We start from the raw sequence: 13,598 nt of genomic DNA on the forward strand, positions 1-13,598 counted from the left end.
AGCCGCGCGCTCAGCCACGCTTACCGGGGTTCGTCCCCCGCCATCCAGCGCCGCCAGCCTTCGTGACCGAGCCGGCGCAGGGTTTCCTCATTGCGCTCGTAGATGTCCGCCGCGTCGGGAAAGGCCTCGACCGCGCGGGCAATGCTGTCTTCGCGCAGCAGATGCAGGATCGGATACGGCGCGCGATTGGTGTAGTTCTCGATATCGTCGGCATCGGTGCCGGCGAACTGGTATTGCGGGTGGAAGCTGGCGATCTGCAGCACCCCGGACAGGCCGAGGCTGTCGAGCATGCGTTCGGCCAGGTACAGGAAATCGTTGTAGTCGGCGAAGTCCGCCAGCATCCGGGGGACGATCAGCAGCGTGGTATCGATGTGCGCCGGATCGGCCGCGGCCAGCGCCTTCAGCTCGGCCTCGACGGTATCGAGCAGCGCCTCGGCGTCGGTGGCCTCGCAGACCACGTAGCGGATCTGGTCCTTGACGTGGACGCTTTTGGCGAACGGACACAGATTGAGCCCGATCACCGCGCGCGTCAGCCAGTGACGCGTGGCATCGACGATCTGCTGCTGCTCCGCCGGCGACATCGCTCAGGCCGCCTTGCCGATGCGGCCGACGATATCGAGCGCGACCGCCTCGGCGACCTCGATGCCGTCGATCGCGGCGGAATAGATGCCGCCCGCGTAGCCCGCGCCTTCGCCGGCCGGATAGAGTCCCGCGACATTGACGCTCTGGTAGTCGTCCTTGCGGCGGATGCGCAGCGGCGACGAGGTCCGCGTTTCGACGCCGGTCAGCACGGCGTCGTCCATCGCGAAGCCAGGCACCTGCCGTTCGAACGCCGGCAGCGCCTCGCGAATCGCTTCGATCACGTAGTCGGGCAGTGCGGTGCTCAGATCGGTCGGGGTCACGCCCGGCTTGTACGAGGGCTCGACCGTGCCGAGCGCGGTGGATGGCCGCCGCGCCAGGAAGTCGCCGACCAGCTGGCCCGGCGCGCAGTAGTTGCGCCCGCCCAGCTCGAAGGCACGTTCTTCCCAATGGCGCTGGAACTCGATGCCGGCCAGCGGTCCGCCCGGATAGTCGTCGGGCGTGATGCCGACGACGATGCCGGCATTGGCGTTGCGCTCGGCGCGCTTGTACTGGCTCATGCCGTTGGTGACCACGCGCCCCGGCTCGGATGCCGCCGCCACCACGGTGCCGCCCGGGCACATGCAGAAGCTGTAGACCGAACGGCCGTTGCTGCAGTGGTGCACGATCTTGTAGTCGGCGGCGCCCAGCAGCTTGTTGCCGGCAAACTTGCCGAAGCGGCTGCGGTTGATCATGCCCTGCGGATGTTCGATGCGAAAGCCGAGCGAGAACGGCTTGGCCTCCATGAACACGCCGCGTCGGTACAGCATCTCGAAGGTATCGCGCGCGCTGTGGCCGACCGCCAGGATCACCTGCTCGCACGGCAGATAGTCGCCATTGGACAGCTGCAGTCCGCGCACGCGGCCGCCTTCGATGTCGATATCGTCGACGCGCGTGTCGAAACGGATCTCGCCCCCGAGCGCGAAGATCTCCGCACGGATGTTCTCGACCATCTTGACCAGCCGGAACGTGCCGATGTGCGGCCGCGCCTTGAACAGGATGTCCTCCGGCGCGCCGGCCTTGACGAACTCGTGCAGTACCTTGCGGCCGTAGTGCTTCGGGTCCTTGATCTGGCTGTAGAGCTTGCCGTCGGAGAAGGTACCGGCACCGCCCTCGCCGAACTGCACGTTCGATTCCGGATTCAGCACGCTCTTGCGCCATAGACCGAAGGTGTCGCGGGTGCGTTCGCGCACTTCCTTGCCGCGCTCCAGAATGATCGGGCGAAAGCCCATCTGCGCGAGGAGCAGCCCGGCCAGCAGGCCGCACGGGCCCATGCCGATCACCACCGGTCGCGGCGTGGCCGTGTGCTGCGGCGCCTGCGCGACGAAGCGGTACGTCATGTCCGGCGTCACGCTCCAGTTCGGCTTGCCGGCGATGCGCTTGCGCGCCGCCTCCTCGTCCTTCACCTCGATATCGACGATATACGTCAGCTTGATATCGGAGCGCTTGCGTGCGTCGTGCGCGCGGCGGAACACGGTAAAGGACACCATGCCATCGCCCTTGATGCCGATCTCGATCAGCCGCGCGCGGACAGCGGCCTCCAGGTCACTTTCTGAATGGTCGAGGGGGAGCTTGAGTTCACTGAGGCGTAGCATGGGGAACGAGGTATTCGGCGGCCGAGCGGCGGGTCCGATGGCCAACCCGCAATTCTAAAGCCTTTCGGCGCCGCCGGCCCCTCGCTGCCGCCGCTTCCCGCCCCGCTGGCCGTCAGTCCTTGGCCTTCAGTCCTGGGCTGGCACCTGCCCCAGCAGCGCGGCATAGCGGGCCAGGTCGACATTGCCGCCGGACAGGATGATGCCGACCCGCTTGCCGGCGATCGGGGCCTTGCCGGCGAAGGCCGCCGCAGCGCCCAGGCAGCCGGTCGGTTCGACGACCAGTTTCATGCGGCCGGCAAAGAAGCGCATCGCCTCGACCAGCTGGGCATCGCTGACCGTGACGATATCGTCGACCAGCTGCTGCAGCACCGGGAAGGTGTGGCGGCCAAGATGCTGGGTCTGCGCCCCGTCCGCAATCGTGTTGGGCGTGCCGATCTCGACGATGCGCCCCGCCCGCAGGCTTTGCTGCCCGTCGTTGCCCGCTTCGGGCTCGACCCCGATGATCTTGCAGCCGGGATGCATCGCCCGCGCCGCCACGGCGCTGCCCGACAGCAGACCCCCACCGCCCAGCGGGACCAGCAACACGTCCAGCGGACCGGCCTGCTCGAACAGCTCCTTGGCGGCGGTGCCCTGCCCGGCCATCACGTCCGGATGGTCGAACGGCGGGATCAGCGTCAGGCCCTGCTCGCGCGCCAGCCGCTCGCTGATGGCATGGCGGTCTTCGGTATAGCGGTCGTACAGCACGACTTCGCCGCCATAGCCGCGCGTCGCGGCGATCTTGGCCGCGGGCGCGTCCTTGGGCATCACGATCACCGCGCGCGTGCCGAAGAGGCGCGCCGACAGCGCAATCGCCTGCGCATGGTTACCCGACGAGAACGCCGCGACGCCAGCGGCGCGCTGCGCGGCAGACAGTTGCGCGATCGCGTTGTAGCCGCCGCGAAACTTGAAGGCGCCCATGCGCTGCAGGTTCTCGCACTTGAAGAACAGCCGCGCGCCGGCCTGCGCGTCGGCGGTGGCCGAGGTCAGCACCGGCGTATGGTGCGCGACGCCGCTGATGCGGCGATGCGCCTCCACGACATCGATGAACGAGATGGCCAATTGCGTCATGGGACAACACTCCTTGCAGGGAAAAGAGATAGACGATTCGGAGGGACGGGCATCGGCCGGCTCAGTGCGCCAGGCGCCGGCGGCGCCAGCCGGAAAGTATGCGCGCGATACGGGCCCGGGAGAATACCCAGGCACGTTGGCGCAGCCGCACGGTGGTATCGCGCCGCGCGCGCAGCGCAAACCAGCCGGAGCGGGACAGCGCAACCACACTGCCCGGTCCCAGTGCCCGTCGCGGCCAGTGCAGCGTGTCGGCGAGCAGCAGCGGCGGCTCGATCAGTTCCACGTCGCCATCGGCGACATGCAGCTCGGTACCGGCCCTGGCGTGGAAGCCGACCGAGTGGCCGGCATGCAGCGTCAACGCACGGTGGTGGTAGATCGGATGTGGCAGCAGGGACAGGATGGACATGATGGGCCTCGGACGGGTTCTGATGCCGCTGGGGTTGTGCTGTGGCTGCGGGCGGCCCGTCTGCGACGGGATGCCATGACACAGCAGCAAAGAGCGGCCGGCATCGTGGATGCGCGATCGACTGAACGCAGCGTACCGGCCGCCGTCGCGGTGCGGCAGGCACACGGCACCGCAACGGACAGCAGAACAGAGGCCCATCCTTTGCTCTGTTACGATACGGCGGATACTTTTCTGTATCTGTTGCGCATCGGCCGGATGCGCCACCATGCCGCATGGACTCCGCCCCGCTGTACCGTCAACTCGCCGGCCACTATCGGCAGGCCATCGCCTCGGGCACGCTGCTGCCCGGCGAGCGGATGCCATCGATACGGGCCCTGATGGAGCGCCACGGCGTCAGCCTGTCGACCGCGCTGCAGGCGTGCCGCGAGATGGAGGCGCAAGGGCTGCTCGAAGCGCGTCCGCGCTCAGGCTACTTCGTCCGCCCCCCGGCGCCGCAGACCACGCCCATCGCGGAACCGTCGGCGTCGCTGCCCGATCCCGCGCAGTACGTCGGCATCCACGCACGCATCTCGGCGATCATCGCGCGCGGCCGCCGCTATCCCGACGCGGTCAATCTGGCGGGCGCCTGCGCGCCGCCCGAACTCTATCCGGTCGAAGCGCTGCGCCAGGCCACCGGCCGCGCGCTGCGCCGCCATCCCAGCCTGCTGGGCAGCGCGGTCGAGCCCGATGGACATCCGGCACTGCGCGCCGCGCTGGCGCGCCAGGCGCTGCAGGCGCGCATGACGCTGGCGCCGGAACAGATCGCCATCACGCATGGCTGCACCGAGGCGCTGAACCTCGCCTTGCGCGCGGTGGCCGGTCCGGGCGACGTCATCGCGGTCGAATCCCCGACCTATTACGGATTGCTGCAGATCCTGGAAAGCCTTGGCATGCGCGCGCTCGAGGTCCCGTGCAGTCCGCAGACGGGGCTGTCGCTGGAGGCGCTGGAACTGGCCGCGCAGACCTACGACAACATTCGCGCGGTGGTGGTGGTGCCGAACCTGCAGAACCCGCAGGGCAGCATCATGCCGGACGCGAACAAGGCGCGGCTGGTGCAATGGTGCGAGGCGCGCGGCATCGCGCTGATCGAGGACGACTGCTTCTCGACGCTGGCCGACGACGACGCGCCGCTGGCCGCCGCCAAGGCGTGGGACCGCAGCGGCAACGTGATCTACTGCGCCTCGCTGCACAAGAATCTGGCGCCGGGCATGCGGCTCGGCTGGATAGCCGCCGGCAAATGGCAGGCCCGCGTCGAGATGCTGAAGTTCAGCCAGTCGCGGCCGAACGAGCTGCTGTCGCAGATCGCCGTGGCCGAGCTGATGGCGTCGGGCGATGTCGATCGGCATCTGCGGCGGCTGCGCGCACGGCTGCGCCATCAGCGGCATTGGGCGGCAGAGACCATCGCGGCCCTGTTTCCGCCGGGCACACGGCTGTCGGCGCCGCAGGGCGGCATGCATCTTTGGGTGGAGCTGCCGGACCGGCTGTCGTCGGAGGCGGTGTTCGAGCAGGCGCTCGAGGCCGGTGTGCGCGTGATGCCCGGGGTGGTGTTCTCCAACTCGAGCCGTTTCGACCATTGCCTGCGGATCAATATCGGCGCACCGCGGTCGACCGCGCTGGAGCGGGCGTATCGGAAGCTGGCGGGAGTGGTGGCGCGGCTGGCGCCACGCTAGCGGAAGGGGTGGGACGCGGTGCGTGGCACCGCGTCCTTTGTTGCGGCCGCGTGCAGGCCTGAAGGCTGCAGCGTTACAGGAAGACGATCAGCGCGACGCCGGCGGCGATCAGGCCGAACTTGACCACGTAATAGACCTGGCGGTTCCACGCCTTCAGGCGGCGGCGATACTGGCCGCCCAGCCAGACGATGCGGAACAGCTTGTTGATCATGCCGGTCTGGTCGTTCTCGTCGTTCGGCGAACTGGCCGCGCTCATCACCTTGCGGCCCAGCCAGCGATTGATCTTCCCGGCCCAGCCATAGCGCATCGGCCGCTCGATATCGCAGAACAGGATCAGCCGGTTCTGATCGCTGCGGTTCTCGGCCCAGTGCAGATACGTTTCGTCGAACACCACGCCCTGGCCGTCGCGCCAGCTGTGCCGCTCGCCGTCGACCTCGATGAAGCAGCGGTCGTCGTTCGGCGTGGCCAGGCCGAGGTGGTAGCGCAGCGAGCCGGCGAAGGGATCGCGATGCGGATTGAGCTTGCCGCCCGGCGGCAGCTCGGCAAACATCGCGGCCTTGACGAACGGGAGCTCGCGCAGCAGCGCCACCGTGCGCGGGCACAGCTGCTCGGCCGACGGGTGATGCGCCTCGTACCACTTCAGGTAGAAGCGCTTCCAGCCGTATTTGAAGAAGGAATTGAAGCCGGCGTCGTCGTTCTTCTCGGCCGCCTTGATCTTGCGCATCGCGGCCAGCGCCAGCCCTTCGTCGCGGATCTCGGGCCAGGCGGCGCGCAGCTTCTCCAGTTCGGGGAAGCGCTCCACCGGGATGAACGGCGTGCGGGGAACGCCCGAGAAGGCGTACATGAAGCAATTGACCGGCGCGACCAGCGCCGAATGATCCAGCAATTGCCGCCAGATGCGCAGGCGCACCTTGCCGCGGAAATGCACATACAGAATCGCGCCGAGATAGGCCGCGACAATGATCCACTTGACCACCTCGAACTCTCCCTGAGCTGCCTGGTGCGAGACTGTTGCCGTGCGGGCAAAGGCACACCATTTGCAATGAAGGACCGTAGTTTACCTAAACGGCAGCCTCGGCGCTGGAGAGCGGGATCACGGCTTGCCGCGGGACCGGCGGGCGATGCGCTCGATCAGCGCGCGGGCGTCGTCCGGAGCGCCCTGCAAGGTCAGCAGACGCGCGTTCAGCACCATGTTTTCGAGGACCAGCTTGGCGGTCGAGGCCCACATGGTCGCCAGCACCGCGTCGACCGGCATGCCGGCCGCTTCCATCGCCTGCGAGCGCTCGGCCACCAGGCGGCAGACCAGGGACCGCAGCGCGCCATCGTCGAACGGCAGGTTCGCATAGTCGATCGGATCTTCCTTCTCGACCTCCACCATCAATTGCATCAGCATGTCCTCGGTCATCGGCAGCTCCTTGCGGGATGATGCGGTGGCCCCAGCGGGGATCGGGCGGCGACGGCCGCGGGGCGTGCCGCCCATGCGACCGAAGCTACGGCAAACGGCGTCGGGCTGTCAATTCCGGGCCCTCGACCGGCGCGACGAATCGGTCCCGGCCAGCGATAGAAAACAGCCGCGCACACAGGCTGAACAAAGACCGGGCGGCGCGGTCAGACACGTGGTTCTCATTCTCGTTTTCAATGGAGATGCACAGACAATGACGAAGCGTTTGTTGTCCGCCATGCGGCAGTACGCGTGGTTCCGGGGAGTCAAGCACCACGTCGTCCAGGGCGTCGAGGCGCTGGCCGAACTGCTGAAGTCCCCTTCCGTCGCCGCCCGCGCGGTGGCCGCGATCATCGCCGAGACCGAGCACGGCGTACAGGTGTGGGTGTCCTACTTCGGCAAGCCGCTCGACCCGCATACCAATTACGTGCTGTGGCCCACCCGTGCGCTGAAGGCCGCGCGCCGGCGCATCGCGCTGCCTGTCTTTCCGGCCCGCGACCGACCCGAAGGTTGACGGCATTCGTGGTCATCGGACAGGCGCGCTGTAGGCCACGTCCCGACAGCAGGCTGGCCGGGGCGGCCACTAGAATGGACATCACACCGCCAACCCACAGCACGGAGGCCGAGATGGACATGCCCGAACCGGTACACGACGAAGCGCTGGTCAACCTTTACCTCGAGCGCATCTCGGCGCTGTCGGTCAGCGCGTTCGACGGCGCCGATGTCGGTGACGAACTGCAGCAGCTGATGACCGAGGCGGTCAGCGAATGCGACGCCAGCAAGACGACGCCGGTCGGCAACAATCTGCAGGTCTTGGTAGCGAGGCTGCGCGAACGCGCGGAGGCCGCCGAGCGCGAAGATCAGCCGGCGATACGCGAAACCTTCGAACAGGCGATCGCGCTGGCCGGCGGTTCCGCGGTGTAGGCGCGGCAAGGCGCGGGCGACTTAGCCCCGAACACGGAGTAACTGAAGGCGGTACTGGTCAGGGAGATACTGCGAAGGGACGAAACTGCGTGCCGCTGAGATGTCTGCACGGTACCTGGTTCAGGGCCAGGTACCGTGCGTAACGACGACATCTCGGGAATTTGGTTGCGGGGGCAGGATTTGAACCTGCGACCTTCGGGTTATGAGCCCGACGAGCTGCCAGACTGCTCCACCCCGCGTCTGGAAGAACAACATTATGCAGCAATCGCGCCGCCATTGCAAGCATTATTGTTGCAGCAAACACCGGACGCCACGCGTCAATCCATCACAACGTGACATGATCGGGCCGGGCACCCGCTTATCCCGTCGCCGCTTCAGACCTCAGGCCCGAGAATGCGATCCACGCGCGCATAGCCCGCACTGAAGGCCGCGACCTCGGCCGCGTGACGGGTCGCAAAGACCTGCTCGCCGCTCGAGATCATTTCGACATCGCCGGCATCGCTCGGATCGCCGCCCTCCTGGCCGATGCGGACCTCGTAGCTCCAGCCCGCGGGTCCGCCGCCCTCGCGCTCGGACACCAGCACATAGACATCCATGCCGCGATAGTCCTCGACACGCCAGTCGTCGTCATGCATCGCGCCTCCTGCGATTTCGCCCGTACACAGTGTCAGGCTAGCCAGCGTGCGGCGCTGGCGCAAGGCGGCGAAGGCTGACGCGGCTGTCGGAGAACGGCGTAGTCGAAACGCAAATTGACAGTGGGCCCGCTCGATTCGTGCCATCATCTTCGCCATTGCACAACCCGCGTCAGCCGGCATTGCTCGCGGAGCCGCAAGGCCGGCCAGGACCCCGCACCAACGTCAATGCGTCATGGAAAATCGCAAGATGGACCGAATCGATCGACTGGAACAATCGGTGGCCCGGCTCGAGGGCGACGTGTCGACTCTAAAGACCGACGTCTCATCGCTGAAGACGGACGTCTCGTCCCTGAAGACCGATGTCGCCCACCTGACCACCAGTGTCGCGGACATCCAGACCACGCTGACGCGGCTCGACGCCAAGCTCGACCTCGGCGATATCCGCGCTTCGGTCGAACGCGCGCATACCGACATCTACAAGTGGGTAGCCACGCTGGCCATCTCCGTCGCCGCGCTGGGCTTCGCCGCCTACGCCGGACTGAAGGCCGGCGCCAACGTCCAGAGCGGCCGCCCGAGCGCGGTGGCAAACAGCGAGAATCCGGCCGCGCTGTAACGGGAGCGTTCGATCGGCGTTGACGGCCACGCTGGCGGCCGGGCATCTGCGGCAATCCTGCTCCACCGGCAACTCCGGCAACTCCAAAACAAAAACGGCTTGGAGAGAAGACTCTCCAAGCCGTTCGTACTGCATGTAGGTGGCGCGGCTGGCAGGATTCGAACCCACGACCCCTTGGTTCGTAGCCAAGTACTCTATCCAACTGAGCTACAGCCGCACGCGAGAAAGAGATTATATCGCGTTTTTTGTTTTTGGGAAGCCCCCTGCGCCATCTTTTTCGGCGTCACCGTTGCAGGCCGCTGTTCCTATAATGTCTGCCTGCCAAGAAGTGATCCGTACCATGAGCAAGGCTTTTGTCAAAGAACCGTCGGACGACGAAGACGACAACCTCCCCGAAGGCGCGACCCCGCTGCCTGCCGGCACCAAGAACTACATCACCGCGCAGGGCTATCAGCGGCTGCGCGACGAACTGATGCACCTGATCGACGTCGAACGCCCCGAGATCGTGCAGATCGTCTCGTGGGCCGCGTCCAATGGGGATCGTTCCGAGAACGGCGACTACCTGTACGGCAAGAAACGTTTGCGCGAGATCGATCGCCGCATCCGCTTCCTGACCCGGCGGCTCGACAAGGCCGAGGTGGTCGACCCCTCGCTGCAGGGCGACAACGATCAGATCTTCTTCGGCGCGACGGTCACGTACGCCAACCAGGCGGGCGAGGAAAACACGATCACGATCGTCGGCATGGACGAGGTCGACCTGGACGCGCACCGCGTCAGCTGGATCTCGCCGATCGCCAAGGCACTGATCAAGGCCCGCGAGGGCGATACCGTGCCGCTGCGCACGCCCAACGGCATCGAGCAGATCGATATTCTGGAAGTCCGCTATCCGAAGCGCGGCGAGGCCTGAGGACTGAGGCGTCCCCGGTACCGACCGCGCGTCAGCCGTCGTTGCGGTCGCGGAAGATGCGGATGACGTCGGTGTTGCGGCGCAGGGCCCGCATCACGTTGGCCAGATGCAGGCGGTCGTGGACCTGGATCACGAACTGCATATAGGTCGCTTCCTGCCGCCCGTTGTCCTGGTGCTCCATCGCGACGTGCGCGACGTTGGCGTCGGCGGCGGTCAGGTCCGCCGCGACGCGCGCGACGATGCCCTTGACGTTGCGCACCAGCACCTTGATCGAGACATCGAAGGCGCGCGTGGTCTTGTTGGCCCACATGACCTCGATCCAGTGCTCCGGATCCTTGCTGTGCAGCCGCTTGGCAACCTTGCAGTCCTGCACATGGATCTGCAGCCCTTCGCCCTTGCCGAGATAGCCGACGATCGAATCGCCCGGGATCGGCCGGCAGCACGCCGAGAAGATCATCGACATGCCCTCGTCGCCGGTGATCGGCACCGCGGGCGCCTCCTCGCCGGCAAAGGTCTGCACCGCCGCCATCAGCGCGGTATCGAAGTCTCCCGACAGCTCCTGCAGCAGGATCTCCATGCGCTTGGCGACCACCGCCGGCACGCGCCGGCCCAGCGCCAGGTCGGCGAAGATGTCGTCGCGCTGCTTGTTGCCGGTCCACTGGATCATCCGTTCCCACACCGGCTGCGGCACCGCCTTCAGGTCGATGCCGAGCTGGCGCGCGGCCTGCTCCAGCAGCCGCTCGCCAAGCTGGATCGCCTCGTCGAGCTTGGTCGTCTTCAGATAGTGGCGGATCGCCGCGCGCGCCTTGCCGGTCCGCACGAACGACAGCCAGGCGGGATTGGGCTTCGAGTACGGCGCGGTGATGACCTCGACGATATCGCCGCTCTTGAGCTCGGTACGCAGCGGCAGCAGCTCGTTATTGATCTTGACCGCGACGCACTGGTTGCCCAGATCGCTGTGCACCGCATAGGCGAAGTCGAGCGCCGTGGCCCCGCGCGGCAGCGCCCGGATATGGCCCTTCGGCGTGAACACATAGACCGCGTCCGGGAACAGGTCGATCTTGACGTGCTCGAGGAATTCCTGCGAATCGCCGGTCTGGCTCTGGATATCGAGCAGCGACTGCAGCCACTGGTGCGCCTGCTGCTGGATGTCGTTGATCTGGTCGGCGTGATGCTTGTACATCCAGTGCGCCGCGACGCCGGCCTCGGCGATCTGGTGCATCTCGCGCGTGCGGATCTGGAACTCGACCGGCGTGCCGAACGGGCCGACCAGCGTCGTATGCAGCGACTGGTAGCCGTTGATCTTCGGGATCGCGATGTAGTCCTTGAACTTGCCCGGCATCGGCTTGTACAGCCCATGCAGCGCGCCGAGCGCCATGTAGCAATGCATCTGCGTCTCGACCACCACGCGGAAGCCGTAGACGTCCAGCACCTGCGAGAACGACAGCTGCTTGTCATGCATCTTGCGATAGATGCTGTACAGCGTCTTCTCGCGGCCCGACAGCTCGGCCACGATGCCCGCGTTGGCCAGCGCGCTCTGCGCGGCCTCGAGGATGCGCGAGACCACCTCGCGGCGATTGCCGCGGGCCGCCTTGACGGCCTTCTCCAGCGTCGCGTAGCGGAACGGCGAGCCGACCTTGAATGACAGTTCCTGCAGCTCGCGATAGGTGCTGTTCAACCCGAGCCGATGCGCGATCGGCGCATAGATCTCCATCGTCTCCAGCGCGATGCGCCGGCGCTTCTCGGGCGGCACGAAGTCCAGCGTCCGCATGTTGTGCGTGCGGTCCGCCAGCTTGACGAGGATCACGCGCACGTCGCGCGCCATCGCCAGCAGCATCTTGCGGAAGCTTTCCGCCTGCGCCTGCTCGCGGCTCTGGAATTCGAGCTTGTCCAGCTTGGTCAGGCCATCGACCAGCTCGGCGACCTTGGGGCCGAACTTCTCGGCCAGCTCGCTCTTGGTGATGCCCTGGTCCTCGATCACGTCGTGCAGCAGCGCCGCCATGATCGACTGCGCGTCGAGCTTCCACTCGGCGCACAGTTCGGCGACCGCCACCGGATGCGTGATATACGGCTCGCCGCTCTGCCGGTACTGGCCGAGGTGAGCCTCGTCGGAAAACTGGAAGGCCTCTCGGACGAGGGCCTGGTCGGCGGGCTTCAGGTAGCCGAGCTTCTCCATCAGCCCGGAGATGGAGATCACCTGTTGCCGCGGCGGCACCGCCGGCTGCGAGGTGGGGCCGAAGAAATGCCGGTACGTCTGCGCGAGGACCGCGTCGATGAAGAGACCGTCCGCCGCCTGAGCGGCCGGCGCGGCCACCGCGACGCCGCTGTCGGCCTCGCGCGGCTGCGTGGCCGGCACGCTGGCGGCGCGGCCCTTGGCGGGTGCCATCGCCGGGGCTACGGCGCGCTCGCCCACCACGTCGTCGCCCAGGGGATCGGGCAGGTTCGGCGCGCCGGTGCGCGCCGCGGCGCGCGTCTCCCCCGTGCTGCCCGGCTTGGGCGACGATCGCGAGGAAGAGCGCGGCGACGAGGGCATGATGGCGGCCTGTGGTTCAGACGTGGGCAACGAGTGCGATCAGGACAATCCGGTCGACCAAAGCGACGATCGGGCGGGATGCCAGGGTAGCTCGCAATGCCGTTGAAAACCGGGCCGCCGGCCGATCAGGTCGGAACCTTCTTCAGCATTTCGATGCCGACCTGGCCCGACGCGATCTCGCGCAGTGCCACCACGGTCGGCTTGTCCTTGGCCTCGACCTTCGGCGTGTGCCCCTGCACCAGCTGGCGCGCGCGGTAGGTCGCCGCGAGCGCGAGCTCGAAGCGGTTCGGGATGTGTTTCAGACAATCTTCGACGGTAATACGCGCCATATCAAATCTACCTTGAGACAGAACCTATGCGATGGCCGCCATTTTACCGCAGGTGGCCCGCGGCCCCGCGGCCTCGCATTCAGTGGATGCCGAGTTCGATGAACAGATCGGCGTGCCGCGCCTTCTGCGACGAGAAACGCAGCCGCGTGGCACGCACCACGCAGCGCAGCTTTTCCAGCGCTTCGTCGAACACGTCGTTGATGATCACGTAGTCGGCTTCGGAGGCATGCGCCATCTCGCTGCCGGCCGCCAGCAGGCGCCGCACGATCACGTTGGGCTCGTCCTGCCCGCGCTTGCGCAGACGCTCCTCGAGCGCGGTCAGCGACGGCGGCAGGATGAAGACCTCGACCGCGTTGGAGAAGCGCTTGTGCACCTGCTGCGCGCCCTGCCAGTCGATCTCCAGCAGCACGTCGTGGCCGTGCGCCATCTGCTGCTCGATCCAGACGCGCGAGGTCGCGTAGTAGTTGCCGTGGACCTCGGCCCATTCGAGGAAGTCGCCGCGATCGCGCGCCTCGCGGAAGGCCTCGATCGTGGTGAAGTGGTACTCGCGTCCGTCCTGCTCGCCCGGGCGCGGCGGCCGCGTGGTGTGCGAGATCGACAGGCGGATCGACGGGTCCTGCGCCAGCAGCGCGTTGACCAGCGTGGACTTGCCCGCGCCGGACGGGGCCACCACCATGAACAGGTTGCCGGGGTATACGGTGTCGATCGCGGTATGCGACTGCGCCGGCGCGCTGGCTTGCAAGTTCGCCGCAGGATGAGGCTGAGTAGGGTTGCTCATGTT

The 13,598-nt window shown here is 66.9% G+C and carries 15 protein-coding genes and 2 tRNA genes; 5 read left to right on the plus strand and 12 right to left on the minus strand.

Annotation, left to right across the window (positions count from 1 at the left end):
* Nucleotides 1-20: 20 nt before the first annotated feature.
* The 4 genes from LRR16_RS02655 to LRR16_RS02670 all read right to left on the minus strand — a co-directional run bounded on the left by LRR16_RS02655 (nt 21) and on the right by LRR16_RS02670 (nt 3,726).
* Nucleotides 21-581, minus strand: a complete 561-nt coding sequence (locus LRR16_RS02655; protein ID WP_006576021.1) for a DUF1415 domain-containing protein — start codon at nt 579-581, stop codon at nt 21-23.
* A gap of 3 nt (nt 582-584) precedes the next feature.
* Nucleotides 585-2,213 carry an NAD(P)/FAD-dependent oxidoreductase gene (locus tag LRR16_RS02660; protein WP_023264642.1) on the minus strand — a complete coding sequence of 543 codons (1,629 nt, stop codon included), beginning with the start codon at nt 2,211-2,213 and terminating at the stop codon, nt 585-587.
* Nucleotides 2,214-2,339: 126 nt separating this feature from the next.
* Nucleotides 2,340-3,320: a threo-3-hydroxy-L-aspartate ammonia-lyase gene (locus LRR16_RS02665; RefSeq protein ID WP_232204730.1), complete on the minus strand. Its 981-nt coding sequence runs from the start codon at nt 3,318-3,320 to the stop codon at nt 2,340-2,342.
* Between the two features lie 61 nt (nt 3,321-3,381).
* Nucleotides 3,382-3,726: a hypothetical protein gene (locus LRR16_RS02670; protein ID WP_006576023.1), complete on the minus strand. Its 345-nt coding sequence runs from the start codon at nt 3,724-3,726 to the stop codon at nt 3,382-3,384.
* 272 nt (nt 3,727-3,998) lie between these two features.
* On the opposite strand from LRR16_RS02670, the gene LRR16_RS02675 reads away from it, so the two are divergent.
* The gene (locus tag LRR16_RS02675; RefSeq protein WP_232204731.1) at nt 3,999-5,435 is read left to right on the plus strand and encodes a PLP-dependent aminotransferase family protein; all 1,437 of its coding nucleotides are present in this window, start codon (nt 3,999-4,001) and stop codon (nt 5,433-5,435) included.
* A 73-nt stretch (nt 5,436-5,508) separates the two neighbouring features.
* Here the strand turns inward: LRR16_RS02675 and lpxO are convergent, their stop codons facing one another.
* Nucleotides 5,509-6,411 carry a lipid A hydroxylase LpxO gene (lpxO, locus tag LRR16_RS02680; protein WP_006579274.1) on the minus strand — a complete coding sequence of 301 codons (903 nt, stop codon included), beginning with the start codon at nt 6,409-6,411 and terminating at the stop codon, nt 5,509-5,511.
* Between the two features lie 117 nt (nt 6,412-6,528).
* Nucleotides 6,529-6,840 carry a hypothetical protein gene (locus tag LRR16_RS02685; protein WP_006579275.1) on the minus strand — a complete coding sequence of 104 codons (312 nt, stop codon included), beginning with the start codon at nt 6,838-6,840 and terminating at the stop codon, nt 6,529-6,531.
* A gap of 250 nt (nt 6,841-7,090) precedes the next feature.
* Here LRR16_RS02685 and LRR16_RS02690 point away from each other — a divergent pair, with 250 nt between their 5' ends.
* Both LRR16_RS02690 and LRR16_RS02695 read left to right on the plus strand, forming a co-directional pair.
* Nucleotides 7,091-7,390 carry a hypothetical protein gene (locus LRR16_RS02690; protein ID WP_006579276.1) on the plus strand — a complete coding sequence of 100 codons (300 nt, stop codon included), beginning with the start codon at nt 7,091-7,093 and terminating at the stop codon, nt 7,388-7,390.
* Between the two features lie 119 nt (nt 7,391-7,509).
* On the plus strand, nt 7,510-7,800 hold the full coding sequence (locus LRR16_RS02695; protein WP_232204732.1) for a hypothetical protein: 291 nt from the start codon (nt 7,510-7,512) through the stop codon (nt 7,798-7,800).
* A gap of 162 nt (nt 7,801-7,962) precedes the next feature.
* Here the strand turns inward: LRR16_RS02695 and LRR16_RS02700 are convergent.
* Nucleotides 7,963-8,039: transfer RNA gene (locus LRR16_RS02700), tRNA-Met, on the minus strand.
* Between the two features lie 135 nt (nt 8,040-8,174).
* Nucleotides 8,175-8,435 carry a hypothetical protein gene (locus LRR16_RS02705; RefSeq protein ID WP_006579278.1) on the minus strand — a complete coding sequence of 87 codons (261 nt, stop codon included), beginning with the start codon at nt 8,433-8,435 and terminating at the stop codon, nt 8,175-8,177.
* Between the two features lie 247 nt (nt 8,436-8,682).
* Between LRR16_RS02705 and LRR16_RS02710 the strand changes: the two genes are divergently transcribed.
* Nucleotides 8,683-9,048: a hypothetical protein gene (locus LRR16_RS02710; protein ID WP_232204733.1), complete on the plus strand. Its 366-nt coding sequence runs from the start codon at nt 8,683-8,685 to the stop codon at nt 9,046-9,048.
* 140 nt (nt 9,049-9,188) lie between these two features.
* Here LRR16_RS02710 and LRR16_RS02715 read toward each other — a convergent pair.
* Nucleotides 9,189-9,265 (minus strand) — tRNA-Arg (locus LRR16_RS02715).
* Nucleotides 9,266-9,388: 123 nt separating this feature from the next.
* Here LRR16_RS02715 and greB point away from each other — a divergent pair.
* A complete protein-coding gene (gene greB, locus LRR16_RS02720) occupies nt 9,389-9,955 on the plus strand; it encodes a transcription elongation factor GreB (protein WP_232204734.1) in 567 nt (188 codons plus the stop codon).
* 31 nt (nt 9,956-9,986) lie between these two features.
* Here the strand turns inward: greB and LRR16_RS02725 are convergent, their stop codons facing one another.
* From LRR16_RS02725 to gmk, 3 genes are all read right to left on the minus strand, one after another.
* Nucleotides 9,987-12,488 carry a bifunctional (p)ppGpp synthetase/guanosine-3',5'-bis(diphosphate) 3'-pyrophosphohydrolase gene (locus tag LRR16_RS02725; RefSeq protein ID WP_232204735.1) on the minus strand — a complete coding sequence of 834 codons (2,502 nt, stop codon included), beginning with the start codon at nt 12,486-12,488 and terminating at the stop codon, nt 9,987-9,989.
* A gap of 125 nt (nt 12,489-12,613) precedes the next feature.
* Nucleotides 12,614-12,817, minus strand: a complete 204-nt coding sequence (rpoZ, locus tag LRR16_RS02730; RefSeq protein ID WP_006578656.1) for a DNA-directed RNA polymerase subunit omega — start codon at nt 12,815-12,817, stop codon at nt 12,614-12,616.
* 79 nt (nt 12,818-12,896) lie between these two features.
* Complete coding sequence (gene gmk, locus LRR16_RS02735; protein WP_052511243.1) at nt 12,897-13,595, minus strand: guanylate kinase; 699 nt, start codon at nt 13,593-13,595, stop codon at nt 12,897-12,899.
* Nucleotides 13,596-13,598 lie beyond the last annotated feature (3 nt).

Origin of the sequence: Cupriavidus sp. UGS-1, assembly GCF_021213615.1 — a bacterium.
Classification (GTDB): Bacteria; Pseudomonadota; Gammaproteobacteria; order Burkholderiales; family Burkholderiaceae; genus Cupriavidus.

Bases quoted from the DNA above. Each gene is read 5' to 3' on its own strand.
- LRR16_RS02655 (WP_006576021.1), bottom strand. From the start codon at position 581: ATGTCGCCGGCGGAGCAGCAGCAGATCGTCGATGCCACGCGTCACTGG.
- LRR16_RS02660 (WP_023264642.1), bottom strand. From the start codon at position 2,213: ATGCTACGCCTCAGTGAACTCAAGCTCCCCCTCGACCATTCAGAAAGT.
- LRR16_RS02665 (WP_232204730.1), bottom strand. From the start codon at position 3,320: ATGACGCAATTGGCCATCTCGTTCATCGATGTCGTGGAGGCGCATCGC.
- LRR16_RS02670 (WP_006576023.1), bottom strand. From the start codon at position 3,726: ATGTCCATCCTGTCCCTGCTGCCACATCCGATCTACCACCACCGTGCG.
- LRR16_RS02675 (WP_232204731.1), top strand. From the start codon at position 3,999: ATGGACTCCGCCCCGCTGTACCGTCAACTCGCCGGCCACTATCGGCAG.
- LRR16_RS02685 (WP_006579275.1), bottom strand. From the start codon at position 6,840: ATGACCGAGGACATGCTGATGCAATTGATGGTGGAGGTCGAGAAGGAA.
- LRR16_RS02690 (WP_006579276.1), top strand. From the start codon at position 7,091: ATGACGAAGCGTTTGTTGTCCGCCATGCGGCAGTACGCGTGGTTCCGG.
- LRR16_RS02695 (WP_232204732.1), top strand. From the start codon at position 7,510: ATGCCCGAACCGGTACACGACGAAGCGCTGGTCAACCTTTACCTCGAG.
- LRR16_RS02705 (WP_006579278.1), bottom strand. From the start codon at position 8,435: ATGCATGACGACGACTGGCGTGTCGAGGACTATCGCGGCATGGATGTC.
- LRR16_RS02710 (WP_232204733.1), top strand. From the start codon at position 8,683: ATGGACCGAATCGATCGACTGGAACAATCGGTGGCCCGGCTCGAGGGC.
- greB (WP_232204734.1), top strand. From the start codon at position 9,389: ATGAGCAAGGCTTTTGTCAAAGAACCGTCGGACGACGAAGACGACAAC.
- LRR16_RS02725 (WP_232204735.1), bottom strand. From the start codon at position 12,488: ATGCCCTCGTCGCCGCGCTCTTCCTCGCGATCGTCGCCCAAGCCGGGC.
- rpoZ (WP_006578656.1), bottom strand. From the start codon at position 12,817: ATGGCGCGTATTACCGTCGAAGATTGTCTGAAACACATCCCGAACCGC.
- gmk (WP_052511243.1), bottom strand. From the start codon at position 13,595: ATGAGCAACCCTACTCAGCCTCATCCTGCGGCGAACTTGCAAGCCAGC.